Source organism: Stratiformator vulcanicus, from assembly GCF_007744515.1.
Taxonomy (GTDB): Bacteria; Planctomycetota; Planctomycetia; order Planctomycetales; family Planctomycetaceae; genus Stratiformator; species Stratiformator vulcanicus.
The window spans coordinates 3562344-3587252 of the sequence record NZ_CP036268.1 but is presented as its reverse complement, the minus strand read 5'-3'; the positions used below and the strand labels follow the sequence as shown (position 1 = coordinate 3587252).

Here is a 24909-nt window from a genome sequence, read left to right as displayed (position 1 = left end):
TCGTTCACGCCTGCCTCAAATCACCAAATTTGCTGGCGGAACCGTGTTGCGGAAAGTCAACAGGCCCGCACGACCTCGATATCGTCGTAACTGCTGAAATTTACAAAGTTTGACGCGACGGACCTATATCGCTTTGAACCTCGGGAAACTACCGGGGTCGGATCGCCATATTGGGCGCAACCCTTTATTTGGGAAAGCTTTGTGATTGGTGATTGTGTTTTGTCGTCGGGCATCTCAATATCGTTGCGTTGCCAAAAGTCACCAAGAGTTGAATCACCATGAGCACCGAATCCCGCTTGCCGGACCCCGATCAGGAAGCCCTGCCGCGCGAACTGGTCGAAATGGCCCGGAAAATTGCGAAGTTGCCGGCCGAATATCAGGCGGAACTCGAACCCGCCTACGTTCGGGTCGTCGATGCCACAAAGCGGCGGCGGCGAATCCTCTCGCTCGTCCAAGAGGCGTTGGCCCAACTGCGGCTCGACATCAAATACCTGATGTTCGACCTCGATATGACGCGCAAAGAGCGCGACGAACTTCGAGAACAGATCGAAGGCTGTTGAGGCTGATTGCGGCGATCAACCGTCGATCACGCAGGCTTTCGCACGCCCGGAGCGTGGAGCCAGGTCGGAGGGGTCGCGCAAGCCGGTCCATTCACCAGATTTCGCCCGTCCTGCGGTAACATTGGCGGGCCGGTGAAGAGGCCGAGGAGTTCTGCGGTTGCTACAATCCTGACGCAACCGCAACGCCTCACTGAGTGACCGCATGAGTGTGGATAAGTCCGGCCAACGCATCCGGCAGATGTTCGGGGAGATTTCCTCGCGCTATGATCTGAACAATCACGTCCTGTCTGGCGGTGTCGACTATTACTGGCGACATCGCACGGTCGCGGCGATCGATTTCGAAGTCGAGGGACCGATCCTTGATGCCTGCACGGGCACGGGCGATTTGGCCCTGGCGATCGCGCGGCACCAAAAGGGTTCTCGATTGGTCGTTGGCAGCGATTTCACGCATCAAATGCTTGAGATCGCGAACCAGAAGCATCGGGCGGGCAAGTCCGCCGCGGACCGTGTTCCCTTTATCGAAGCCGATACGCAGGAACTTCCGTTCGCCGACGATACGTTTGCCGCGGTGACGGTCGCCTTCGGATTAAGGAACGTCACGAGTACCGAACGCGGATTGAAAGAGATGGCCCGCGTGACCAAGCCGGGTGGTCAGGTGCTGGTGCTCGAGTTCTCAAAGCCGAAGAACAGGATCATCAGCCCGCTGTACCAGTGGTACTTCCGAAACGTGTTGCCCGTGATCGGCCAATTACTCGCCCGGAATGACCAGTCTGCCTACGATTATCTGCCGCAGTCGGTCGGCGAGTTTCCCGACGGGAAAGAATTAACCGACTTAATGGAATCGTGCGGCATGACCAACGCAACTTGGAAGCCGCTCACGTTCGGCATTGCGACGCTTTACGTCGCCCGCAAGCCGGATGCCTCAACCGCAACCGCTAATGATCACGCCGCGGCATGAAACCGATCGTCCTTGCCATCTGCGGTGCCAGCGGGTCCGTGTACGGGGTTCGGCTGCTTGAAGTCTTAATCGCGGCGGGTCGGGAAGTGCATTTAACGATCAGCCGCGCCGCGACGGAGGTCTTCCGCGCTGAATTGGGAATCAAGATCGACCTCGAGAATTTTGAAATTCGAGATTTGCTTGCCGCCCGCAATCCGAATTTCGGGCCACGCGGTCGAGATGAGGCATTTGGGGAAGAAGTCGATAAAGCGATCGAAGCGGGCCGCTTGGTCTATCACTCAGGGAACGACTACTCCGCGGGTATTGCGAGCGGCTCGTTCCGGACGGCGGGTATGGCGATCTGCCCCTGCTCAATGGGCACACTGGGCAGCTTGGCGGGCGGGTTAAGTTCAAACTTAATCCATCGCGCTGCGGGCGTGCATTTAAAGGAGCGCCGAAAATTAATTCTGGTCCCGCGTGAAACGCCGCTGAGCGGTATTCAGCTCGGCAATATGAAAACGCTCAGTGACGCAGGAGCCGTCATTCTGCCGGCCATGCCGGGGTTCTATCATCAACCCGCCTGCATCGACGACCTCATCGATTTCGTCGTTGCCCGCGTCTGCGATCAACTCGATGTCGATGCTTCGCTGATGAAGCGCTGGGGGGAGTAAAATCGAGAATCGATCACCAAAGCCCACGGGTTGCAACCCGTGGGCTTTCGCCTTGCTTCTTAGGTTTTTTTCTTCGCGGATTTTTTCTTGGCGGCTTTTTTCTTTGTCGCCTTCTTCTTAGCGCCTTTTTTCTTTGTGCCCTTCTTGGCGGCCTTTTCATTCAGCATTGTGACCGCTTCTTCGAGTGTCACTTCTTTAATATCGCGGTCTTTGGGTAAGGTCGCATTGGTGCGGCCGTGTTTGACATAAGAGCCGTAACGGCCTTCGAAGATGCCGACCGGTTTTTTATCTTCGGGGTGTTCTCCCAGTTCGCGAAGTGGTTTGGCAGGTCCGCGGCTCTTCGACTGCCGCAACATTTCGCAAGCCGCATCGAGCGTAACATTAAAAATATTGTAAGACTCGCCATCGTATTCGAACGTGTGGGTCTTTTTGTCGAAGCTCCCATATTTTCGGTCGTGCAGCACGTACGGTCCGTAAGGACCAATGCCTACGTTAACGACTTTACCCGTGTCGGGATGATGGCCGAGTCGTCGCGGGAGGCCTAAGAGCTTGATAGCCGTTTCGAGATCGACCTCTTCGGGATTAATGCTTTTGGGTATGCCGCTACGCTTCGGCTTAGGCGTTTCTTCCGTGATATCGCCCAGTTGCACGTAGGGACCGTACGGGCCGTTCTTGATATAGATCGGGAGGCCTTCCTCGGGGTGGGCACCCAGGCTCTTGGGGCCTTCCTTTTTCTCCCGAATTAATTTTTCGGCCATTTCCTCCGTAAGGTCGGCCGGAGCGATGTGATTCGGAATCGAAGCCGTGACCCGTTCGCCGTCTGACTGAACTTCAAAGAACGGACCGTACCGACCAATGCGGACGTCCGGGTCGAGGTTGTCCAGTTTTAAGGTGCAGGCAGTTCGGGGGTCGATCCCCTCCTCTTTCGATTTGACCTGCTGATCGATCCCCGACGGACCCGAATAAAACCGGTTCAGATAGGGCAGCCGGTTCTTATCGCCGTTCGAGATGTCATCGAGCTTCTGCTCCATATCGGCGGTGAAGCTGTAATCGACGAGGTCCGGAAAGTGTTGTTGTAGGAGTCGATTCACGGCAACCGCGGTGAATGTCGGGACGAGTTGACTCCCCTGCTTTTCGACGTAGCCGCGATCCTGCACCGTGCCGATGATGCTGGCATAGGTACTCGGTCGACCGATGCCCTCGGCTTCGAGCCGACGAACCAGAGAGGCTTCAGTAAATCGCGCCGGCGGTTTCGTCTCGTGCGGCAGCGCCTTCAACTCTTCGACATTGAGTTGGTCGCCCTGGGAGAGCGGGGGCAACGCTGACTCTGTATCGTCGAGCGCGGCCTCGGGATCGTCAGAGCCTTCGACGTAGGCTCGAAAAAATCCGGGGAATTCGACGTGCCGACCGGTTGCCCGGAACTCGGCATCGTCCGCTTTGATCGTGACGGTCTGGAATTTCAGGCGTGCTTCGGCCATCTGGCAGGCGACCGACCGTTTCCAGACCAGATCATAGAGCTTCGCCTGACCGCCGCTGAGGCCCAGTTCCTTCGCGGTTTGCATCGCCGTTCCGGCGGGTCGAATCGCCTCGTGGGCTTCCTGGGCGTTCTTCGATTTGCCGGAGAACGTCCGCGTCTGGGGACTCAGGTAATCGTGCCCGTATCGCTTGTCGATCGTGCGGCGAATGGCGGAAACCGCTTCATTTGAGAGCGAGACGCTGTCGGTCCGCATGTAGGTGATGTGCCCCTCTTCGTAGAGTTTCTGGGCGATTTGCATTGTCTGCCGGGCTGAGAGACTCAGTTTACGGTTGGCCTCTTGCTGAAGCGTACTGGTGGTGAATGGCGGGTAGGGATTGCGTTTCTGGTCACGCGTCTCGACCTCGGCGACCGACCAGTCCGATTTCTCGATTCGTTCTCGTAATTCGGTCGCGGCGGCTTCGTCGAGCAACAGGACATTTGCGTCGGTCTTGAGTTGACCGGTGGTCTCATCAAAGTCTTTACCCGACGCGATCTTTCGCCCGCCGACGGTTTGCAACGCGGCGTCGAAGGGCGTGGATTCCCCCGACTTGAGGTTCGCGGCGAGATCCCAGTAGCTACCGCTGCGGAAGGCGGCCCGCTCCAATTCCCGTTCCACGAGCATTCGCACCGCGACTGATTGAACACGACCTGCCGACAGCCCGCGGGCGATCTTTTTCCACAGCAGCGGGCTGAGGGTGTAGCCGTACAGTCTGTCGAGGACCCGGCGTGTTTCCTGTGCGGCAACGAGGTTTTCGTCCAATTCACGCGTGTCGTTGATCGCGCGCTGGATGGCGTCTTTGGTAATTTCCGCGAAGACCATCCGCCGGACCGGCACTTTGGGCTTGAGCAACTCGATCAGGTGCCAGCCGATGCTCTCACCCTCGCGGTCTTCGTCCGTCGCGATGAGCAGTTCGTCCGCGTTTTTGAGCGAATCTCTGAGTTGTTTGACGCGATCTTTCTTGTCCTTGGGGATCACGTAGAGGGGTTCGTAATCCTGCTCGACGTTGACCCCGAGGTTCGACCAGGCCTCTTTTTTGAACTTCTCGGGAATCTCGGCGGCCTTCGACGGCAGGTCACGGACGTGCCCGTAACTGGCGAGAACTTCGTATCCCGGACCGAGAAAGCTTTGAATCTTTTTCGCCTTGGCAGGCGATTCCACGATAACAAGCGTCTTCTTCGCCTTGGCAACCACGGATCGAAGTCCAGTCGGGGGGTGACGTGAGAGCGACCGGACGACCCGTCCGGCGAGCTTTGCCTGTTGTGTACGCAGCGTTAGAATGCGGCCGCGCAGGCCGTCGCAAGACGGGCATGCTTAAATGATCGCTGCGCAACCTGTCAAGGGCCCCGGTCGCCGGAGCCCACTTTCGTCCCGTCCAGTCGAGTCGACACCGATGTCCTCTCCGTTCGATATTTTTCGGAAAAACACCAAGACGTTGATGGTCCCTCTGATCGGGCTGTCGATGTTCGCCTTTGTCGTGTTCGGCTTCTCCGATCCGAGCACGATCGGGAACATGATGCCGCTCGTGGCCGCCCTGATGCTGGGGGCCGCGCTTTGGTTTCTGAGTGGCAAGAGTGGCTGGGAGGGGGCCGCGATCGGCACAGTGGGAGCGATTCTGGGGGCTTCGATCGGCATCTTCATGCCGTACCTGAATCCGGGCCAAGTCGTCGCATCGACCAATGCGGGCAGCCTGACCTTCAACGAAATGGATCGGCTCGGCCGACAACGCTCCCTCGCAAACGCCTTTCTGATCTCAGCGCAGCGTCAGGCGATTGAGGAGTCGGGCGAAGAACCTCGGACACGGATGCAGCAGTTCGGCGAGCCGACGCCCGACGCGATGCTGAATCACTTTTTGTTGACCAAAGAAGCGGAGCGGCTCGGGATTCAGGTCGACGACCGGGCCGTCCTCGATTTCATCAAAGAGGCCACGCAAAACGATTTAACGTCGGACGGTTATCGCAAAGCGCTCAAGGCAACGCGTGCGGCCGAAAGCGAAGTCTTCGACGCACTCCGTTCGGAATTGCGGGCTCGCTGGGCGGCCTATGTGCTCAGCCCGTCGGTTTCTCCTACTCCGGGCGAACTGTGGACGTTGTTCAAACGGGCGAACGTTCGGGAGTCGTTGGCGATCGCTGAACTCCCGGCCGCCGCGTTTCGCGATGACGTTCCGGAGCCGACGGAGGAAGAACTGCGACAATTCTTCGAGCAGTATCGGGCCGCCCGTCCGGGACAGCTCGGACCCGGCGAACCCGGTTTTCGTCAGGATCGCAAGGTTCAACTCGTTTATCTGGAAGCCGACTACCTCACCGCGCTCGATCAAGTCGAAGCACCGACCGAGAAGGAAGTCAAAGCGTTTTATGAAGAGAACAAGGAAACGCTCTTCCGCAACCCGGCATTCGGTCGCGAAGAGTCGGACCTACTTAAGGATCTGACGATTCCGTCGCTCGATGGCCCGGCTTTCGATCCGTTCGGAACCGGCGGAACCGGCAGCGGCTCTGACACAGTGACCGCACCGCCCGCCGAGGCCGGTCGGCCGGCCGAAGCCGAAGAACAAACCGGACAGGACGCTGCGGAGGAGTCGACCGAAACGCCGGAGAGCAGCGAAGGCGCGCCGAGCTCTTCGGAGTCGGACGAAACTGATTCCGGTGAGGCTGATCCGTCCGATGCAGCCAGCGGGGACGGCGAGAGCGGGGACGGTGAGAGCCCAGAAGCAGACGAGGAGGCGGGCGATGCGGAGGAGAGCGATGCGCAGTCATCGCTTCCACTGCAGAGCTTCAATGGGTTCGCATTCCTGCAGGACGATCCGGATTCAGCCGAGCCGCTGGAGGCCGACACTGGCGAAGAGCCGGCGTCTGCCGATGAGGGCTCCGACGAAAACACGTCAGATGAAGAGTCGGGCGATGAGAAATCGGACGAAGAAAAGGGAGATGAGTCCGGTTCTGAAATGAAAATCGAACCGAAGGACGTTCCGAAGTTCCGTGAATTGAATGAAGAGCTTCGTGAGGAGATTCGCAAATCGCTGAAACGGGAGCGGGCATTTGAGGTTCTGGATGAAAAGATCGAGGCCGCCGAAAAACAGATGAAGGCGATCACGGACAACACGTTCGCGGACGTGAGCATCGGCGAACTCGATGCCGAAGATCCCGACGTGAAGGCGGCTGCGAAGGAGGCGTGGGATCAGGCGGCACGTGAAGCCGTGCGGAAACTCCGCGAGTATGCTACCGAGCAAAACTTGAACTTCGCGACCACCAAATTGGTCACCTTCCGTGATCTCGTCGAGTCGGAGGAATACCCGATCGGGTTGGCCGTCGACCCTCAGTCTCAAAGCGATCCGTTCGGGCGTAATCTCAATAACGTGGCCACTCAGGTGTTTCAGGATCGACCCGACGGTGGCGTTCGGATTCTGATTACTCAAGTTGCTGAAGATCCGACCGAGGGGAGCCGATTCGCTTTTTGGAAGCTCGATGATCGGGATGCTTATGTTCCGGATTACGATGAGGAGGGCATCGTCGAGCAGGTCACCGAAGCGTGGTACGCCGTGAAATCGTCCGAGTTGGCAAGAGAACGTGCCGAGGCCGTTGCGGAGGCGGCACGTGAGTCGGGCAAAGAGAGCCTTGAAGAAGCGTTGGCCACCGATTCCGGTCCGATGACGGTGACCGGCGACAAGGAAGGTGAAGCACTCACCGTTCGCACGACGCCGCCGTTCACCTGGTTGCGACAGTCGACGGCGCCGACGTTCGGATTGAACTTGCCGGTGCTCGAACCCTCACAGGTGCCGGGCCTCGAACCTGTCGGCCCCGACTTTATGGATACCGTCTTTGAAGAACTGGGCGACGGTGAAATCGGATCGGCTCCGAGTCTGGATCGATCGACCTATTACGTGGTTAAAGTCCTCGATCGGTCACCCAACAATGCGGGTGACATGGAAGCGTTGCGGCAGGAATTCATGAACGAGAACTTCTTCCAGTTCATGTCGCCGTACGCCGGAATCCTTCGGAGTGAACGCCAGAATCTGATGGTCCGCTGGCAGGCCGATCTGGCCGAGAAATACGACGTTCAATGGAACGAGGCGGCCCGGCAACAGCGGTAGAGCGGGATTTCGGGCGAGGTCGCCGGACTCACTATTTCGCACTGAGGCATCGTCATTGCCGTTAGCGGCGAAAGCGTGAATCCGTTTCGCCGGTCGCGATCGGTGCTGCAATTCGGCCGTCGCCTCGTAACGTCGTTCCTGTACGGCTGGCTTGCTTTTGCCGCGATTCCCGCGCAAATTCCAACGCCGCGGAGTGGTCCGAACGTAACTCTCGTCAGAGCGGTCTGCGACAAATTTCGACTGACGCCGGATTCGTCAGACCGCTCAATGAGACATTGTTGAGCAATTTGGTGCTTTGCGAGAGTCCGTGATAGCGGGTGACGAAGGCAGATGAGAATGTCGACCGACGCGAAAGCACGACGTAATTCGAATGAAAGTTGCGTCTGATCGATTTGACACTCTCCGGTGCGTCGACACACGCGTTCTTCAAATAGATGGGGAGGGTTCGCCCATGCAGGAAGCCGATGCAACATCTGAGACCGGCGGTGACGCCGGGACTCCCATGATTTCGGCAAACGGCTTGTCGAAATTTTACGGCTCGTTCGTGGCGGCGCGGAACGTCTCGTTCTCTGTTCCTCAAGGCCAGGTCGCGGCGTTTCTCGGGCCGAACGGTGCCGGCAAGTCGACCACGATGAAAATGCTGACCGGCTTTTTAGCGCCGAGTGAAGGCTCCGCTTCGATCGGCGGATTTGACGTCGCTCACCATCGGATCGAAGCGGCCCGGACGCTCGGCTATCTGCCGGAGAGCGGTCCGCTTTACGCAGAGATGACGCCCAACGGGCTGCTTCGATATGCCGGAACGGCCCGGGGGTTGTCGGGCGGGACGTTATCGTCGCGACTCGATTTCGTGATCGAAACCTGTTCGCTCGGCAGCGTGTGGCGGAAGCCGATTTCGAAACTGTCGCGCGGTTTTTGCCAGCGGGTCGGCATGGCGCAGGCATTGATACACGATCCCGAAGTGCTGATCCTCGATGAACCGACCGGAGGGCTCGATCCCAATCAAGTGCACGGGGTCCGCGATCTCGTGCATCAACTTCGCGAAACGAAGACGGTCCTGCTGTCGACGCACATTTTGCGAGAGGTGCAGGCGATGTGCGATCGCGTCATTCTGATCAACAAGGGCGAAATCGTCTTTGATGGCGCGGTCGCAGAGATGGGGACAACTGACGCGGAGATGGAGAGCCGATTCCGCGAGTTGACGGTCGGCGAGCCGGCGATGTCGGCCTAAGCAGATCGCTCCGCGATTGCCAATCGCATGGCAGTAGTGAGGCTCCGACCACCTGCAGAACGGTCCCTCCGAGTTGTCGTCTTTGATTTTGTCGTTTTCAATCGGAAGTTTGTGACTCGAGACCGTCACACATTCGGATCTCGACTCGCAGCACAGGAGTAGCGAATACAGATGCAAAGCGCGATCGGACTGCTCGTATTTCTGGCGGCACTACTTCCCTTCGCTGTCGCGCTGTGGCGATTTGTCAGCAGCCCGACGCTTCGGGCAGTTTACCGCCGCAACGTCGCGTCGTACTTCTCCGGAGTGATCGGCTACCTGTTCATCGTGGTGTTCGTGGTCGCGGCTTCGCTATTGGCGTTCAGCCAGCGATTCTTCACGGACAATCTCGCCAACCTCGATCAACTCAGCGAGGTCTTCCCGATCCTGCTCTTATTCCTCGTGCCCGCGATCACGATGGCGGCCTGGGCCGATGAGCGGAAGCTCGGCACGGAGGAACTTCTCTTCACGCTTCCGGCCTCCGATTTCGACATTTTGATCGGCAAGTATCTCTCGGTGCTCTCGGTCTACACGGCCGTGCTGGCGTTCTCGGTGACCGACCTGCTGTTTCTGGAGTGGATCGGCAATCCCGATTGGGGAGCCCTCGGTACGACCTATCTCGGCTACTGGTTTGCCGGGGCCGGGCTGCTCGGCGCGGGCATGTTGATGAGTGCCATCACCGGCAGCACAACGGTGGCGTTCGTGCTCGGGGCGGTCGTGTGTGCGATTCCAGTCTTTATCGCCGCGGCGCCGCGCTCCTTCTTCGGGCTGTTCGAATTGCCGCAGGAAGCCCTGACGGCGCTGAGTGTTTCTGAAAATCTGCGTGACTTCACGCTCGGCGTCATTCCCGCCGATGGGATGTTCTACTTCGCCTCGCTGTGCGTCTTCACGCTGTATCTGAACTACATTGTGATCCGCCGGCGGCATTGGGCGGCCGACGTCTCGGCGTTGATGGGGGTGCAGTACACGCTCAGGGCGGTCTCACTGGCGACGATTCTTGTGGCGCTCAATGTGCTTGCCAACTACGGCACGATGCGTGCTGATTTGACGGGTGAGCGGCTCTACACGCTGACCGATGCGACACGGTCGCTGCTCGACGAGATTGATCCGAATCAACCGGTGCAGATTCAGGCATTCGTCAGCGAAGAAGTCCCGCGCGAATTCGTACCGGTCCGCAAGCGGTTACTCGGGTTGCTGCGGCAGTACGATCAATTGGGCGGCCAGAAGGTCGACGTGCGGTTTGTGAGCGTCGAGCCCTTCAGCGCTGAAGTGGAAGAGGCCGAACAGCTCGGGATCGAACCGCAGCGGGTCGTCTCGGAACGTGACGGGCGTCAGACCGAAGAGGACATTTATCTCGGCGTGTTCTTCACCAGTCCGTACGATGAGGAAACGATTTCGCGGGTCGGTCCGGGTTCGAAACTCGAATATGAACTGACCCGGACCCTTGGCACCGTCGCGAATAAGGAGCGGCTCACGGTCGGGGTGCTGGAGACCGACGCGGGCGTGATCGGTGGCCAAAACGAATGGCAGATCGTCGAAGAGCTAAAGCTCCAATACAACGTCGAGGCGGTCTCGCCCGATGCCGAAATCGACGAAGAAAAGTACGACGTTTTGATGGCCGTGATGCCGTCATCGCTGACGCAGCCGCAGATGGACAATTTCGTCACCTACGTGAAATCGGGCAAACCGGTGTTGGTGTTCGATGACCCGTTCCCGATGACATTAAATGGCGGCGGATTTGTGACCGTCGCTCCGCGGCTCAGTAAGCCGACGCCCGGGGGGCCGTTTAATCGACAGCAGCAACCACCGGAGCCGAAGGCGGACGACGGGACGCTCGCGACGCTGATGCGGACCCTGAAATTGTCGTGGACTCACGACTCGATTCTGTGGGATCGCTATAACCCGCACCCCGAATTCGGCACGCGGATCCCGCTCGAGTATGTGTTCGTGAAGAACCGGCGGGAGAACCCCGCGGCCCTTTCGGACGACAGCCCGGCCACGACGGGGCTTGAAGAAGTGCTTGTCGCCTACCCCGGCGAAGTGCAAAACACGAAAGGAGCCGAGCATCAATTTACGCCGCTGCTTGTCAGCGGCGCGAACTCGGGTCTTCTGCAGTGGGAAGACTTATTCGAAAGCTCGTTTAATCCCTTCACTTTTCAGCCGGCACAGCGCCTCAAGCAGGATGTCACGTACGTGATGGATGGCGACGTCCACGCAATAGCGGCTCACATTCAACCGGCCGAAGGCGAAGAGGGCCCCAATGTCATCTTCGTGGCCGATGCCGATTGCGTGGCCGATTGGTTCTTCCAAATGCGTCTGCAAGAGTCGGCGTTCGAATTCGACAACGTCTCGTTTGTGCTCAATGCGGTCGACATTCTGGCCGGACAGGACGAGTTCGTGGCCGTTCGCTCGCGGCGAGCCAAGCAACGAACGTTGACGAAAGTTGAAGATCGCACCGCGACGTTCTACGACGACCTGCAACAGAACAAGGAGCGCGTCGAGAGCGAACTCGATGAGCAGCTCGAGGAACGCCGCGAGACCTTCGCGAAGCGGAAAGAGTTGGTCGAACAGGATGACGACCTCGATCCGCGACAGAAGCAGCAGCAACTGGCTCTGCTGGCCTCGGAAGAGCAATTGAAAATGGAAGTTTTTGAAGAGAACGCCCGGCGGGATGCCAAACGCGAAAACGAAAAGCTGCAGGCAAAGACTCTCCGCGATATTCGCAAGACTGAAGAACTGTTCTGGTTGGTCGCGATTCTGGCTCCGCCTCTGCCGGCGGTCTTATTGGGACTGATCGTTTCGATCGTCCGAGTGACGTCGGAGCGACAGACGGTCGATCCCGATCGTCTCCGCCGCGACTGAGCTGGCCGAATCAATAGAGCTGGCGCAACGAATCGTCTTCTTACAACGAACCGACAAATGTCGGAGGCAAACGATGAACGAATGGGTCAAAACCGGGACATTCTTGGGCGGAGCGATTCTCTCAATCGCGGTGGCGTTCGGCGCGAGCTACGCGACCGCACCGGGGGAGCCGCCGGAATACGAAAAAGTCGGCAAAGCCTACTTCCCCGATTTTTCGGACCCGTTCGAAGCCGCCGCGCTGGAGGTCGTCACCTACGACGAAGAGACGACGGAACGAAAGACGTTTCGGGTCGCGCAGGTCGACGGTCTGTTTCGAATCTCGCCGCACGATTATCCCGCCGATGCCGCCGAGAAGTTAGCCGATACGGCGACCTCATTCGTCGGGATCAAACGCGGCCCCCTCGTCAGCCGACGCTCTGCCGAACATGAACGATACGGCGTGATTGATCCGCTCAGTGACGCCGATGAATCGCTTCGTGGACGCGGCCAGCGATTGACGGTTCAGAATGCGGCCGGTGACGTGCTGGCCGATTTCATTGTCGGAAAAGCATTGCCGGACGATGAAGGTGTTTATCTCCGACGCGGAGACGAAGACGAGGTGTTTATCGCCGACCTCGACATCGACCTGTCGACGAAATTCTCTGACTGGGTCAACGCCGACGTGCTGGAAATTGAGTCAGGCGATGTGAAAGAGCTTGTCGTCGAGGACTATGAAATCTCGGGCTCGTTTCCGGAACTCTCGATTTCACCGACTACGCTTCTCGTATTCGACCGCGAAGAATCAAGCGGCCCATGGACGCTTGAGGGAGTCGATGAGGCGACCGAGCAGGTCAATCGTGCGGCGGTCAATGGATTGGTCCGCAATCTGAACAGCATGGAAATCGTGGGTGTCCGGCCCAAGCCCGAAGGACTGACGGCCGACCTGCGACTCGATCCGCAAGTCGTGCGCTCGCAGCGTGAGGCCAGCCGGATCGGTCTCGACCTGATCGAAAAGGGCTTCATCATCACGGAAGGCGAGAAGCCCGGCGAAGATGAATTGCTCGCCAAGCAGGGACAGGTCACCCTGAAGACTGACGACGGCGTCGCCTACGACGTGTACTTCGGCGACCTGTTTACGGGCACGGAATTCGACGTCGAATTCGGAGCGTCGGGCGATCAGAAGTCGGACGAAAAAGGCGAAAATTCCTCGGACGATTCGAACGGCGAGAGTGTATCGGGCGACGAGTCCGATGACGGAAAATTGTCATCCTTGAAGAGTCGCTACGTGTTCGTCGCGGCCCGGCTCGCGGCTGACATGCTCGGTGAAATCCCCTCTCCTCCGGAAAAATCTGAACCCGATTCGGACACCGGTGAAACTGATGCGGACGCCGAAGGCGCGGGCAGCGAAGAGTCCGAATCAGAACCGTCGGAAGCCGAAAAGGCTCGCGAAAATTACGAAACGGCCAAAGCAGAGTACGACCGCAAACTCACGGCGGCTCGCGACAAGGTCGAGGAACTCAATTCGCGGTTCGGTGACTGGTACTACGTGATCAGTGCGCAGGACTTTGAGGAAGTCAAACTGTCGCGCGGTGATCTCGTCGAAGCGAAAGAAGCTGAGCCGGCTGATTCGGAATCACCGAACGAAGGCGGGACGCCGAGTGGAACGTCATCCGGTCCTTCATTGCAATTGCCCGGTCTCGATACAGAACCGGAAGCTGAACCGGAAAAAGAAAAGGAAGCGGAGGCGGATACCAAGCCTCCTGCCACGATAAGTGGGGCGGACGAGGGCGAACAGGAAGCCGCGCCGGTCGAAGCCGGCCGCGGTCCCGCTGAGTCCGGCGACGAATCTGACGATACAAAATCTGAGAACACAGAATCTGAGAACACGGAATCTGGTGACGGCAAATCTGATCCCGGAGATGCCAACGACGGCGAAACCGACGGGAGCGAACCCGAGAGCGACGGACCGCAGGAAGAGGGCGAGGCGAGCGAACGTGACCCCGCCGACTCGTGATGCCGACTCAACCCCCGACCGATTCCGGCGCAACCGGACGTGTTAGGGTGTGAGCCGGATCAGAGCGGCATCGTGGCCGAAAACTCGGAAAATCGTTCCAACCGGCATGTTCGCTTCAAGTGGAGCGACTCTTTCGACCGAATTCGACGATGAGGACCGGTGCATTGGGCATCGGTTCTCACGATCGAAGGAGTTCGGATGATGCACCGCCTGCCGTACGTTGCTGTTATCGCCATGTCGTTCGTGGTCGTCGCGGCGGCCGTCTCGAAGACCTCGTACGCCGCGGATCCGTCCACTGAGATTGCGTGGCGAAAAGACATCTATGAGGCGCAGGCCGATGCCTTGAAGACCGGACGGCCGATGCTGCTCGTCTTCGGTGCGAACTGGTGTACCTTCTGCAAGAAGTTTGAGCGAGCGACGCTCAGCAACTCCACGATGTCGGGCTACGTGGGCGAGAAATTTGTTCCCGTTCATCTCGACTACGACGCTGATCGCCGCATCGCCGACATTCTGGAAGTCAAACAGATTCCCTGCACGGTCATTCTGAGCCCGGAGGCCGATTTGCTCGGTCGGGTGGTCGGAAACAAGAGTCCGCGTGACTATTGGGAACGGCTCGAAGACGCTCGCGATCTGCACTCGGAGATCAAACAGGTCGGTCATCAGACGCCGACCCGCAGGTAATCGATCGCCTGCCTGACATCGCCCGCTCTTTGAAATCACAGGCCACTCCGATTGCTGCGCGGCTTGAAAATTCGGGCCGACGTAAGTACCGTCGCGGCCTATGAATACACCACTTTCCGGCAAGCCCGACCCCGAAGACGAAGCCTCGTGGGAGTCGCTGGCTGAAGATTTGTTTGGCATCGATCTCTCAAAAGAAGAGATCGACGATGAGGAGTTCGGCGACGAATATCCCGAATCGGCCGCGCCCGCTGATGCGGAATCGACTGCAGATCCGTCGCCCGACGACCAGGTCTCGCCCGCGGCGCCCGTGAGCGAAGAATCGACCGACGATTCGAACTCGCCCGAACCGGCGATCCCGCGACGGAAGCCTTCGGTGGTCCGGACGTCATCCGCTGCCGACCCCGTGTTCTCATTCGACGATGAGCCCGATGTCTCTTTTGAAGATGAGGAAGAGACCTCCGACACCGCGCAACCAGTCCCGGAATTGATAGAACAGGACGATAGCCGCGACGTCAAACTCTCCGAGAGCATCGCCGATGATTCCGAGATCGACGAAGACACCCAAAGCGGCGACAGAAAGCCGAAACGTGGCCGACGAGGTCGGCGCGGAGGTGCCGATCGATCCAAAGAGACGAAAATCGAAGAGACGGCAAGTACCGATCCCGATGCCGAGTCTGATGAAGACTTGGGTAATGACGACACGGGCGATGAAGATGACGCCTTCTGGGATCCGCTGGGAGAACTGAGCTGGGATGATTCCGGCTCCTCGAGCAAATCGGAGCGGTCACCCTCGTCCCGAGGCCGAGATCGCAAAGGCTCGTCGCGCTCGAAACCTTCGGCCCGAGGCGGCGACCGCAGTCGCCGGGACAGAGGGCGTGACAAAGAGGAATCCGAACCAGAGCAAAAAGACAAATACGTCGGCAAACGGAGTTTTGAGTCGGACGACCAGGACGACATTCGATCGGCATATTCGTCAAACGACGATGATTTCGGCTTCGGGTTGAGCGACTCGGACGAAGCAGCCGAATCGAGCGAAACGGCCGAAGATCGCGATGACTCTCGCGATCGGCCGGACCGCAAACGCTCGCGTCGTCGACGTTCCAGCAGCCGCGACCAGCCCCGCAGCCGCAGTAAATCGAGCGAAGACGATGATTTCGCCTCCGATCTTGATTTTGATTCGGATGATGATGAAGAAGAAGACGACGTCTCCGAGGCGTCGACCGATGAGGCGGAAGATTCCGGAGATGACGGCGATGATTCGGAACGTCGACCTCGTCGCCGTCGCCGCCGACGCGGGGGTCGCGGACGCCGCCGACGACGCTCCGAAGACGACAGTGACTCGGACGATTCGGAATCGGCCGAAGATGAAGACGACCTCGAAGCGGACGACTCAGACTCGGATGAAGAGGACTCCGATTCAGAGGAATCGGCGGAGCGGGATGACGACTCATCAGGCTCGCGCCGCCGTCGGCGGGGACGCCGTGGCGGGCGGGGACGGCGCTCATCGCGTTCGAGAAGTGAGGGTGACGATTCGTCGTCTGACAGCGATCGCGATAGCGACGATGCACCCGCCTCTTCATCTAGCGAATACGATGATATTCCCACTTGGGATGAGGTCATCGATCTGCTTGTGAAGCCGTCCGATCGAAGCGCGAAAGGCTCCGGCGGTTCGGGTAGCGGTCGCTCGCGCCGCGGCCGACGCGGGGGTCGCAGCCGACGTCCTTCATAGGAATCTTCGAGTAGGGCGGGCTGTGCCCACCAATCTGCGGAGGCGATTCCCGTTGCTCCGGTTGCGGCGGGCACAGCCCGCCCTACGATACCGTTATGTCTGCAACTCTTCTCCCAGTTCTGAACGAAACCCTCGCACCGGCCCGCGATGATGCGGCGCCGACGTGCCGCGTCGTCACGCTCGGCTGCAAGGTCAACCAGTACGAAACGCAACTCGTCAAAGAGGGCCTGCTCAAGAACGGCTACCGCGAAGCCGCCGAGCATGAGCCGGCTGATGTCTGCATTGTGAATACCTGCACCGTCACATCGACGGGCGACTCGAAATCGCGGCAAATCATTCGCAAGCTCGCCCGCCAAAATGCGGGCACCAAGACGGTCGTGATGGGCTGCTACGCGACCCGCGATCCTGAAGCCGTCGCACAGCTCCCCGGCGTGTTCGAGGTCGTCACCGACAAGCGCGAACTGCCCGACGTCTTCGAACGCCTCGGTATCGGCGACCTGCCCCGCGGGATCGATCATTTCGACGGCCGCAAGCGGGCCTATGTGAAGGTGCAGGACGGCTGCATCCTCAAATGCACCTACTGCATCATCCCCTCGGTCCGCCCCGGACTGCAGAGCCGCTCGGCGGAAGACATTGAAGACGAAGTCCGTCGGCTCGTCGACAACGGACACAAGGAGATCGTCCTCGCCGGAATTCACGTCGGCCACTACGGCGTCGACACGACCCGTGGCAAAAGCGGTAAGCCGCCGTTCCGGCTGTGGCACCTGTTCCGCCGGCTCGATCGCATCCCCGGCGAGTGGCGGATGCGTCTCTCGTCGATCGAAGCGGTCGAAGTCAACGACGACTTTATCCACGCCGCTGCCGACTGCGAGCATCTCTGCCCACAGTTCCACCCCGCGCTGCAGAGCGGCTCCGAAACGGTCCTCCGCCGCATGCGCCGCCGTTACAGCGTCGAACGATTTATTGAGAAGCTCGATCGCATGCGGGAGGTCCTCGGCAATGTCGCCTTCACAACCGATGTGATTGTCGGCTTCCCCGGTGAGACCGATACCGAGTTCGAAGAGACGGTCGAAGCCTGCCGCCGATCGCAATTCATGAAGATTCATCTCTTCCCCTTCAGTGCCAGGCGCGGGACCAAGGCCGCTACCTTCCCCGATCAAGTTGCGCCCGAGGTCCGCAAGGCCCGCATGGATTACCTCGCCGAGGTCGAGCGCGACCTCGCGACCGAATACTACCGCTCACTCGTGGGTCGGCCGCTCGAGGTCATGGTCGAACGCGAGCATGAGTCGAAACCCGGCATCGTCCGTGGCACCGATCGCACCTACACCCCGGTCGAACTCCCCGGCGCAGCCTCCGACCTCGGCGAGTTCGTCTCGGCGACCGGCCGCGAGGTCACGCGGCACTTCCTGATCGCAGATCGCGGCGAAGAGGCGGCGGAGTAACCGTGGCCAAGCTGATCGCAATCGAGGGCATCGATGGAGCCGGGAAAGGCACGCAGGCAAAACTGCTCGTCGAACGGCTTCGCGAAGTGGGCCACACCGCCGAGCTAATCGGCTTTCCCCGCTATCAGGAGACGCTCTTCGGTCAAGCCGTCGCCAAGTTCTTAAACGGCGGCTTCGGCCCCCTCGATCAGGTCGACCCCTTCCTCGCCGCCTCGCTCTACGCCGGCGATCGCTTCGAATCACTGCCGGTCGTTAAAGCCGCCACCGAAGTAAACGATTACATCATTTTCGACCGCTACTACGGCTCCAACCTCGCCCACCAAGGCGCCCGCGTTCCGGAAGACGAGCGAGCCGAGTTCATCGAGCGGGTCAAGCAACTAGAATTCGAAGTCTACGGCATCCCCAAACCCGACCTGACGATCCTCCTCGACCTCCCCGCCGACCTCGCGCGAAAGCAGGTCGAGAAGAAAGCGAAACGCGACTACACGGAATTAACCGTCGATTTGCAGGAGGAGAATTTGGAGTATCAAATTAAGGTGCGGGAGTGTTATCGGGAGCTTGCAGAGATCGAAGACAGTTGGGTGGCCATCGCTTGCAATGATACACTCAGTGAGGTGCGTCCAATTCATGAAATCGCTGGCGAAATTCAACATCAGCGAATTGGCTAAGTCGCCCTGCTGTTCCAGCCATGTCTCACGCGTAGTTTGAAGTGGTCGGTCATGGAAAGTGAAAGCCTTCAACCCTTAAAGGACTCTCTTAAGGAATGGGTCGAGTCGGATGTCGCAGAATTTGAGCTCGCTGTCTTACTCGGGCTGGTTGGACCATCTGGGGAGGAGTTCCGCCGGCGGAAGTGGGTCTGGTGGTCAAATAACCCAATAGGGAACGGCCTTCATGCAATGCTGGCCACCTTGGTCGAAGCGAAGGTTCTTGAATACGATGAAGAGAGTGAGCGTTATCGCTTCAATGAGCAATTTAATCTGAATGAATAAGTCGCCTTCTCCCTCGGGAGAAGGTGGCCGACAGGCCGGATGAGGGGGTGCGGGGGCGTTTGTAGGACGGCATTGTTGAACGCTCGTTCGGCCGAATAAAAGAATCGCAAACGCGGTTCTAATTCACGCCGCCGCCGCGTTCCCCTCACCCCGACCCTCTCCCCAGGGAGAGGGGGAAGTTGCGTCCCTTCTCCCTCGGGAGAAGGTGGCCGAAGGCCGGATGAGGGGACGCGGGGGTGTTTGTAGGCCGGCATTATTTGATACTCGTTCGGCCGGATAGAAGCATCGCAAACGCGGTATTAATTCACACCGCCGTCGCGTTCCCCTCACCCCGACCCTCTCCCCAGGGAGAGGGGGTCACCTTGCGCAGCTACTTCCGCACGCAACTCCCGCACCCCGTCCCAATAATCCTCCGGCCGTTGGTGCTTAATCAGAAAGTCGGGCAGCCACAGTTCTTCGTCCGGCGTCGGCAATGGGTCGGGGACTTTCTTGAAGATTTCGAAGCGGGTGTAGGCGATTTGGAGCGTGCGTTTGCAGCGGAAGCACCTCAGCCACGTGTCGCCGGCGACGCCGGTCATGGCGGCGAGTTCTTTCAGCGTGGGGGAACGCCGCAGGTACCAGCCGACGCTGCCATAGGCGCGAAGCAGTTGCTCGGCCGAGTACTTCGGCTCCTTCCGTGGCGGTTCGTCCGGAAGGTCGGCCAACCGGCACAGTTCCGGCCAACCGCGTTTGAAATAATAGCCGACCGTCGAAGGTCCCGTCCGGATTTCCAGACAAAACAGCCGCATCGTGATCGGTCCGTCATGCCGCTTTGCGAATCCCCGGAGCCGCTGAATCAGCTTCTTCCGACTATGCCGCCGTTGTGCCATTAGATCCTTTTGCTAACCGCTAATTGCTAAAAGCTAAGAGCTAAAAACCGGACGCGCGTCCGCAGCTTTGCCGCGGCAACATCCGCTGCATGGGGGTTATCGCAGCCTCACGGCTGCGCCCACCAGCGGGGTGAGTAGAGGCGGTGCACCGTCTGTCCTCTAATAGATGAAAGAGAGTTGCGCGAGGATGGTTGAGAAATGAAATGAAGGCCCGCGATTTTCTGTTGTTGAAGAATAAAATTATTTCAAACTTAATCGTTCGGCGATTTCTTTTAGGATTTCCATATCGCTTTCCGGTCGTGTCGGACTATTGGGGTGGGTCTGCGATGTCTGGGCCCATCCGCGGAGTTTCAGAAATTGAGCCGCGGTGTGTTTATAGGCTGGTCCGGGTGATCGGAATGCGAAGTAGCCGAGGTATTGTAAGACATCGTTAAGCTGTAGCCACGCGGGGTTTCCGTTCGCCCACAAGTCGTCGCGGCGGGCAAACAAATCGGGGCCGAAGGTGCTTAATCCTAACAAATAATCGCTGCCGTATTGAATCATGTCGATCGCGAAGTCATTCCCGGTAAAGACGTGGAAGTCGGGCCGAAGTTTGTTTCTTAACCGAAGCCGTTCCCATTCGGGTTCGCGGTCAAACGAGGAGTGCTTCGCACCGATGCACTTCTTGATTTGCATCATTCCGCCATAGGTGTCGAGGTCGTAAATTGATCCAAACAGCGCCAGCGCTTGTGTCAGTTCAAAACCGATGAATTTATCGCATGATCGCGAGATTGTTTCGTAAGAGGTGACGATCTCCGGCCCCGGTTGTTCGATCAGGCCGTACGATTGGAAGATGACGGGGACTCCGCCGAACGATTCGATTTGTTCGATCTCGCGCCCGTAGGTGTCGGCGTCGAATTTTGCTCCCGGTTGATCGGCGACGAAGGCCCCGGCGACGAATGGTCGACCGCCGAGGGCGTCGCGTGTGTGCTCGAGCGCGGTCTGTTTCTGTTCGGCCGTCAAGAGATTGACGTAACCGGTATCCATGTTGACGGCCGGCTCCAACCCGGCGTCGGCGGTCCGCACGACGTGGGCGCGGAAGGCGTCCCAGTCGATCTCACCGTCCGGAAGAAAGGGAATCAGCACGGCCGAAATCCCGCGCGGTTTTCGCGATGGCGTCAGCAGGTCAAATGGTGTCATGTCGCTATTATTCATGATTGATATGGAGACGCAGCCGAAACACGGTGAGTCGGACCAGCCGCGATTCGGTGAGTCGCCTTGATTGCATGATCGGTCTGACTGGCGAAGATGGGGATCGTCCCACCGAGGCAGCGCCGGTGCGTTTCGCGAATCGCAACCAATCGGTGCCTGCTGTGACGAGCAATTTACACCCACAGCCGCGAGATCACACGACTGCAGCCATGAGGGCCGGATGACGGACGGAGCGACAACCCCGCCGAATTTGCTGAGCGACCTGAACGAGGATCAGCGCATCGCCGTGACGCACGAAGGCGGACCGCTGCTGATCGTGGCGGGGGCGGGGACCGGAAAGACGACCACGCTCACGCATCGCGTTGCGGCGCTGATCGCCCGCGGGGCCGACCCGCGGCGGATCCTACTACTGACGTTTACGCGACGGGCAGCGGCGGAGATGTTGCAGCGGGTCGAGGCGTCGCTGCGGAAGATCGATACTCCCTCTGGTCCTTCCGATCCGCGGATGGCCGCGCGAGGAGTGGTCGGCGGTACGTTTCACGCGGTCTCGGCGCGGTTGCTGCGGCAGTTCGGTTCCGGTGTCGGGCTGCCGCCCGACTTCACGGTTGTCGACCGAGCCGATGCCGAGGACATCGTCAATGCCGTGCGGGGCGAACTCGAACTGCCGCAAAAAATGCCGAAGTTCCCCAAGAAAGCGACCTGCACCGCGGTCTACAGCAGAATCGTCAACACGGGCGTCGGGCTTACTGAGACTCTTGAGAACGACTATCCCCATCTGATCGACTTCTCCGATGGACTTCGCGACTTGTTTCGCTCCTACCGCGAGCGAAAACGGGCTGAAGCAGTCCTGGATTACGACGACCTGCTCCTCTATTGGGATCAATTGCTCGCCGACGAGCGAGCCGGGCCGATGCTGCGGAAGCAGTTCGACCATGTGCTGGTCGACGAATACCAAGACACGAACCCGCTGCAGGCGAGCATCTTGCGGCAACTGCGTCCCGATGGTGACGGACTGACCGTCGTGGGAGATGACGCTCAAGCGATTTACGGTTTTCGCGGCGCGACGGTGCGGAACATCCTCGATTTCACCGACACGTTCGGGGACGCGACGATCGTGCCGTTGGAATTGAACTATCGCAGTCGGCAGCCGATTCTCGACCTTGCCAATGACGTGATCGGCGGGGCGACCGAGCGGCTCGAAAAGAACTTGCGGGCAAGCCGGCCCGATGGGCCGCGACCGATGCTGGTTCGGGCTCAAGACGAAGCGGAACAGGCTTCCTTCATTGCCGATGAAGTGCTCGCTTTGACCGAACAGGGGTTTGAATTGCGTGGGCAGGCGGTGTTGTTTCGCAGTTCGTATCACAGCGCCCCGCTCGAGATTGAACTGAACCGGCGGGGGATTCCGTTCCACAAATATGGCGGGATCAAGTTTATCGAGACGGCCCACGTCAAAGACCTCGTGGCGTTTTTGCGTCTGGCGGAGAATCCGCGGGACAGCCTGTCCGCTCGCCGAGTCCTCACGTTATTGCCGGGAATCGGCGAGAAGTCGGCCGCCCGACTCGCCGATCGACTTCGCGAGGCCGATCACGACTTTGCCGCGTGGGACGACTTCAACCCGCCCGCCGCGACGAAAGAATTTTGGCCCGGCTTCGTGAAACTGTTGCGGCAACTGCTCGGAGCCGACGATGCCTGGATGAGCGTCGAAGAGCAGGTTCGGGCCGTCCGGCTGTTTTATGATGGGCTGATCGAGTTCGTTCACGACCATGCGGCAACGCGGCGAAAGGACCTCGAACAATTGGAAGTGCTGTCGGCTCGTTCGTCCGATCGCCGATCGTTTCTAACCGAGATGACGCTCGATCCGCCGACGTCGACCCGCGAACTTGCGAGTCGTCCTCCGGAAGAGGACGAAGACTTTCTGACGCTCAGTACGATCCACTCGGCCAAGGGTTTGGAGTTCGACGCGGTTTTCGTCATGAATTGCTACGACGGGGCCATTCCGTCGGACATGTCGCTCGAGAGCGACGAAAAAATCGACGAGGAGCGACGTCTTTGCTACGTCGCGCTCACGCGGGCTCGCACCCACCTCTACTGCTGCCATCCGTTACGCCAATACACGAAACGCCGCGGTCTGAGTGACGCGTACGGCTTCACGCCGCTGTCTCGATTTCTCAGCGGAGACGTCCAAAGTCGATTCAACGAACGCTCCGCCGGCGGCGAACCGCTGCCGGAAAAGCCGCTGTCGACCGAACCCCTCGCCAACGTCCGTTCCGCGGTCGATCAACGCCTCGATTCAATGTGGGATTGAAAAAGGTGGAATTGAAGCAGTCGGCTCACGAATTCGTTGACGCGTTTCGGCAAATAGGATGCGCTCGTCGAGACGCTCGCCCGTGACGTTGCGGGTTCCGCGGACGAGTCGGATTTGTAAGACAATCATCCCGCAGTATTGTCGATCAGAAAACTTTCATCGTGCGGCTTGTGCTGCCGGTTGACCCTGCACGATGAACTGGTGACTATTTGGTGCGAGATAACTCATCGGCAAAAAGGCTCCTCGGCACGAAGGCGAAATAGATGTCGTATCGGCTCCGGCTTCCCGTACTTACGCTCTGCGTGCTCGCGCTCAACATGTTGTCGACACCGGCGCAAGCTCAAGTCGGTCAGCGGGTCGCTCCCGGAACTGCCCCGGCGGCCGACTCTGATGTCGCCGACTATCGGTCCCGCAATTTCGTCGTGCGGACCGATCTGCCCAAGGATGAGGCCGAAGAGCTTCTCGTCCGGCTCGAAAAGATGCTCGTGCTGATCTCCAAGTACTGGGGGCAGCCCAATCGTAAAACGATTTACTGCTACGTGGTGGACGACGTTTCGAAATGGCCGGCGGGAGGTATTCCGCTCGAAGGTCTGGCTTCGGTCCGGAGCGGCGGCGGGATCACGATCTCCCAGTCGCAGTGGCGGGCCGGCCGGCTCCTCAATGCCGATGCGCGGGTCTACGCGTCGACGCGCGAAGGGACGCCCCTGCACGAGGCCGTTCATGCCTATTGCTCGCAGACGTTCGGGCGAACCGGCCCGCTCTGGTACAGCGAGGGTATGGCCGAGATGGGAGCCTATTGGGACGATAGCGATCAAAGCGTGCAGCTTCCGCAACACGTGCTGCGCTATTTGCAGTCGAACGAGGTGAAGAGCTTCAACGAGATCGTGAACTCCGACGAGACAACCGGCGATAGCTGGCAGAACTACACGTGGCGCTGGGCGCTGTGTCATCTGCTGGCGAACAATCCCAATTACTCCAAGCGATTTCGCCCGCTCGGAATGAATCTGCTGCTCGATCGGCCCGACTCTTTCGAGCAGGCCTACGGCAACTCGGCCAAAGAGATCGAATTCGAGTACCGATTCTTTCTCGACGTGATCGACAACGGGTTGCGAGCCGACCTCATTGCCTGGAACTGGAGAGTCAAATCGGTTCCGCTGCGGCGCGGGCGGCGACTCGTGGCGCGGGTCAACGCGGACGGCGGATGGCAGCCGAGTCGATTGGCGGTTCAGGAAGGTCAGAGCTATCAGGTGCAGACCACCGGGCAGTGGAAGACCGCGAAGGAGGCCGCAGAATTGACCGGAGACGGTGACGCGGACGGTAGCGGTCGGCTGATGGGCGTGCTGTTCGATCCCGACAGCTACGCGCTGAGCGATCCGTTCGAACTCGGAGCGGATTTGACTTGGACCGCGGATGAGTCGGGTCACCTTTACCTTCGCTGCAGTGATGACTGGGGCAGCTTGGGCGACAACGACGGTTCGCTCAAAGTTTCGATCTCGGGCATCCGCGACTGAGGGCAGCTTTCCCACGCGATCGCATCTCGCAGCGCAAGGGTGTTTCAGCATCAGGCAGCGAGAGCTTGCGTCCCTTACGTGCGGCCTCGTCATGACCCAAGTTTTGTGGCGACGAGTGGCCCGGACGCCGTCCGGGTCGCGGAGCGACAAGAGCATTTGGGCAGAGATGTCACTGCCAGTCGGGCGCCCAATGTTAATTGTGGTCGGTAGCTGAATGCTCTTGCGGCTGTGCCGCCCGGACGTTGTCCGGGCCACTCCAGGTTGACGAGCAGGTCTTAGATAGGCTTGCGCGCCTTAACTCGCT

17 protein-coding genes are annotated in these 24909 nt (G+C 59.3%); 14 read left to right on the top strand and 3 right to left on the bottom strand.

Annotation, left to right across the window (positions count from 1 at the left end):
• Nucleotides 1-278 precede the first annotated feature (278 nt).
• The 3 genes from Pan189_RS14125 (at nt 279) to Pan189_RS14115 (ending at nt 2168) form a co-directional block, all read left to right on the top strand.
• On the top strand, nt 279-560 hold the full coding sequence (locus Pan189_RS14125; protein ID WP_145364620.1) for a transcriptional regulator: 282 nt from the start codon (nt 279-281) through the stop codon (nt 558-560).
• A 202-nt stretch (nt 561-762) separates the two neighbouring features.
• Nucleotides 763-1518, top strand: a complete 756-nt coding sequence (gene ubiE, locus Pan189_RS14120) for a bifunctional demethylmenaquinone methyltransferase/2-methoxy-6-polyprenyl-1,4-benzoquinol methylase UbiE (RefSeq protein WP_145364619.1) — start codon at nt 763-765, stop codon at nt 1516-1518.
• Entirely contained in the window at nt 1515-2168 is a 654-nt protein-coding gene (locus Pan189_RS14115; protein ID WP_145364618.1) for a UbiX family flavin prenyltransferase, read from the top strand. Before ubiE ends, Pan189_RS14115 begins: the two co-directional genes overlap by 4 nt.
• Nucleotides 2169-2227: 59 nt before the next feature.
• Here Pan189_RS14115 and topA read toward each other — a convergent pair whose 3' ends face one another.
• The gene (topA, locus tag Pan189_RS14110; protein ID WP_145364617.1) at nt 2228-4876 is read right to left on the bottom strand and encodes a type I DNA topoisomerase; all 2649 of its coding nucleotides are present in this window, start codon (nt 4874-4876) and stop codon (nt 2228-2230) included.
• Nucleotides 4877-5075: 199 nt separating this feature from the next.
• On the opposite strand from topA, the gene Pan189_RS14105 reads away from it, so the two are divergent.
• From Pan189_RS14105 to Pan189_RS14065, 9 genes are all read left to right on the top strand, one after another.
• Nucleotides 5076-7769 carry an ICP22 family protein gene (locus tag Pan189_RS14105; RefSeq protein WP_145364616.1) on the top strand — a complete coding sequence of 898 codons (2694 nt, stop codon included), beginning with the start codon at nt 5076-5078 and terminating at the stop codon, nt 7767-7769.
• A gap of 451 nt (nt 7770-8220) precedes the next feature.
• Nucleotides 8221-8997 (top strand): ABC transporter ATP-binding protein, encoded by a 777-nt coding sequence (locus Pan189_RS14100; RefSeq protein ID WP_310820499.1) that lies wholly within the window; start codon nt 8221-8223, stop codon nt 8995-8997.
• A 171-nt stretch (nt 8998-9168) separates the two neighbouring features.
• Nucleotides 9169-11895 (top strand): Gldg family protein, encoded by a 2727-nt coding sequence (locus Pan189_RS14095; protein ID WP_145364615.1) that lies wholly within the window; start codon nt 9169-9171, stop codon nt 11893-11895.
• Nucleotides 11896-11968: 73 nt separating this feature from the next.
• Nucleotides 11969-13888, top strand: a complete 1920-nt coding sequence (locus tag Pan189_RS14090) for a DUF4340 domain-containing protein (protein WP_145364614.1) — start codon at nt 11969-11971, stop codon at nt 13886-13888.
• 201 nt (nt 13889-14089) lie between these two features.
• Entirely contained in the window at nt 14090-14569 is a 480-nt protein-coding gene (locus Pan189_RS14085; RefSeq protein ID WP_310820498.1) for a thioredoxin family protein, read from the top strand.
• 100 nt (nt 14570-14669) lie between these two features.
• Nucleotides 14670-16298, top strand: a complete 1629-nt coding sequence (locus Pan189_RS14080; protein ID WP_145364612.1) for a hypothetical protein — start codon at nt 14670-14672, stop codon at nt 16296-16298.
• 95 nt (nt 16299-16393) lie between these two features.
• On the top strand, nt 16394-17740 hold the full coding sequence (gene mtaB / locus Pan189_RS14075) for a tRNA (N(6)-L-threonylcarbamoyladenosine(37)-C(2))-methylthiotransferase MtaB (RefSeq protein ID WP_145364611.1): 1347 nt from the start codon (nt 16394-16396) through the stop codon (nt 17738-17740).
• 2 nt (nt 17741-17742) lie between these two features.
• On the top strand, nt 17743-18408 hold the full coding sequence (gene tmk, locus Pan189_RS14070) for a dTMP kinase (protein ID WP_145364610.1): 666 nt from the start codon (nt 17743-17745) through the stop codon (nt 18406-18408).
• A 51-nt stretch (nt 18409-18459) separates the two neighbouring features.
• Nucleotides 18460-18729: a hypothetical protein gene (locus Pan189_RS14065; protein WP_145364609.1), complete on the top strand. Its 270-nt coding sequence runs from the start codon at nt 18460-18462 to the stop codon at nt 18727-18729.
• 326 nt (nt 18730-19055) lie between these two features.
• Here Pan189_RS14065 and Pan189_RS14060 read toward each other — a convergent pair whose 3' ends face one another.
• Together Pan189_RS14060 and Pan189_RS14055 are read right to left on the bottom strand one after the other, a co-directional pair.
• Nucleotides 19056-19598: a hypothetical protein gene (locus tag Pan189_RS14060; RefSeq protein ID WP_145364608.1), complete on the bottom strand. Its 543-nt coding sequence runs from the start codon at nt 19596-19598 to the stop codon at nt 19056-19058.
• A 240-nt stretch (nt 19599-19838) separates the two neighbouring features.
• Nucleotides 19839-20777, bottom strand: a complete 939-nt coding sequence (locus Pan189_RS14055) for a dihydrodipicolinate synthase family protein (RefSeq protein ID WP_145364607.1) — start codon at nt 20775-20777, stop codon at nt 19839-19841.
• Between the two features lie 232 nt (nt 20778-21009).
• On the opposite strand from Pan189_RS14055, the gene Pan189_RS14050 reads away from it, so the two are divergent.
• Both Pan189_RS14050 and Pan189_RS14045 read left to right on the top strand, forming a co-directional pair.
• A complete protein-coding gene (locus Pan189_RS14050; RefSeq protein WP_145364606.1) occupies nt 21010-23094 on the top strand; it encodes an ATP-dependent helicase in 2085 nt (694 codons plus the stop codon).
• Nucleotides 23095-23357: 263 nt separating this feature from the next.
• Complete coding sequence (locus Pan189_RS14045; protein ID WP_145364605.1) at nt 23358-24605, top strand: hypothetical protein; 1248 nt, start codon at nt 23358-23360, stop codon at nt 24603-24605.
• The last annotated feature ends 304 nt before the right edge of the window (nt 24606-24909 follow it).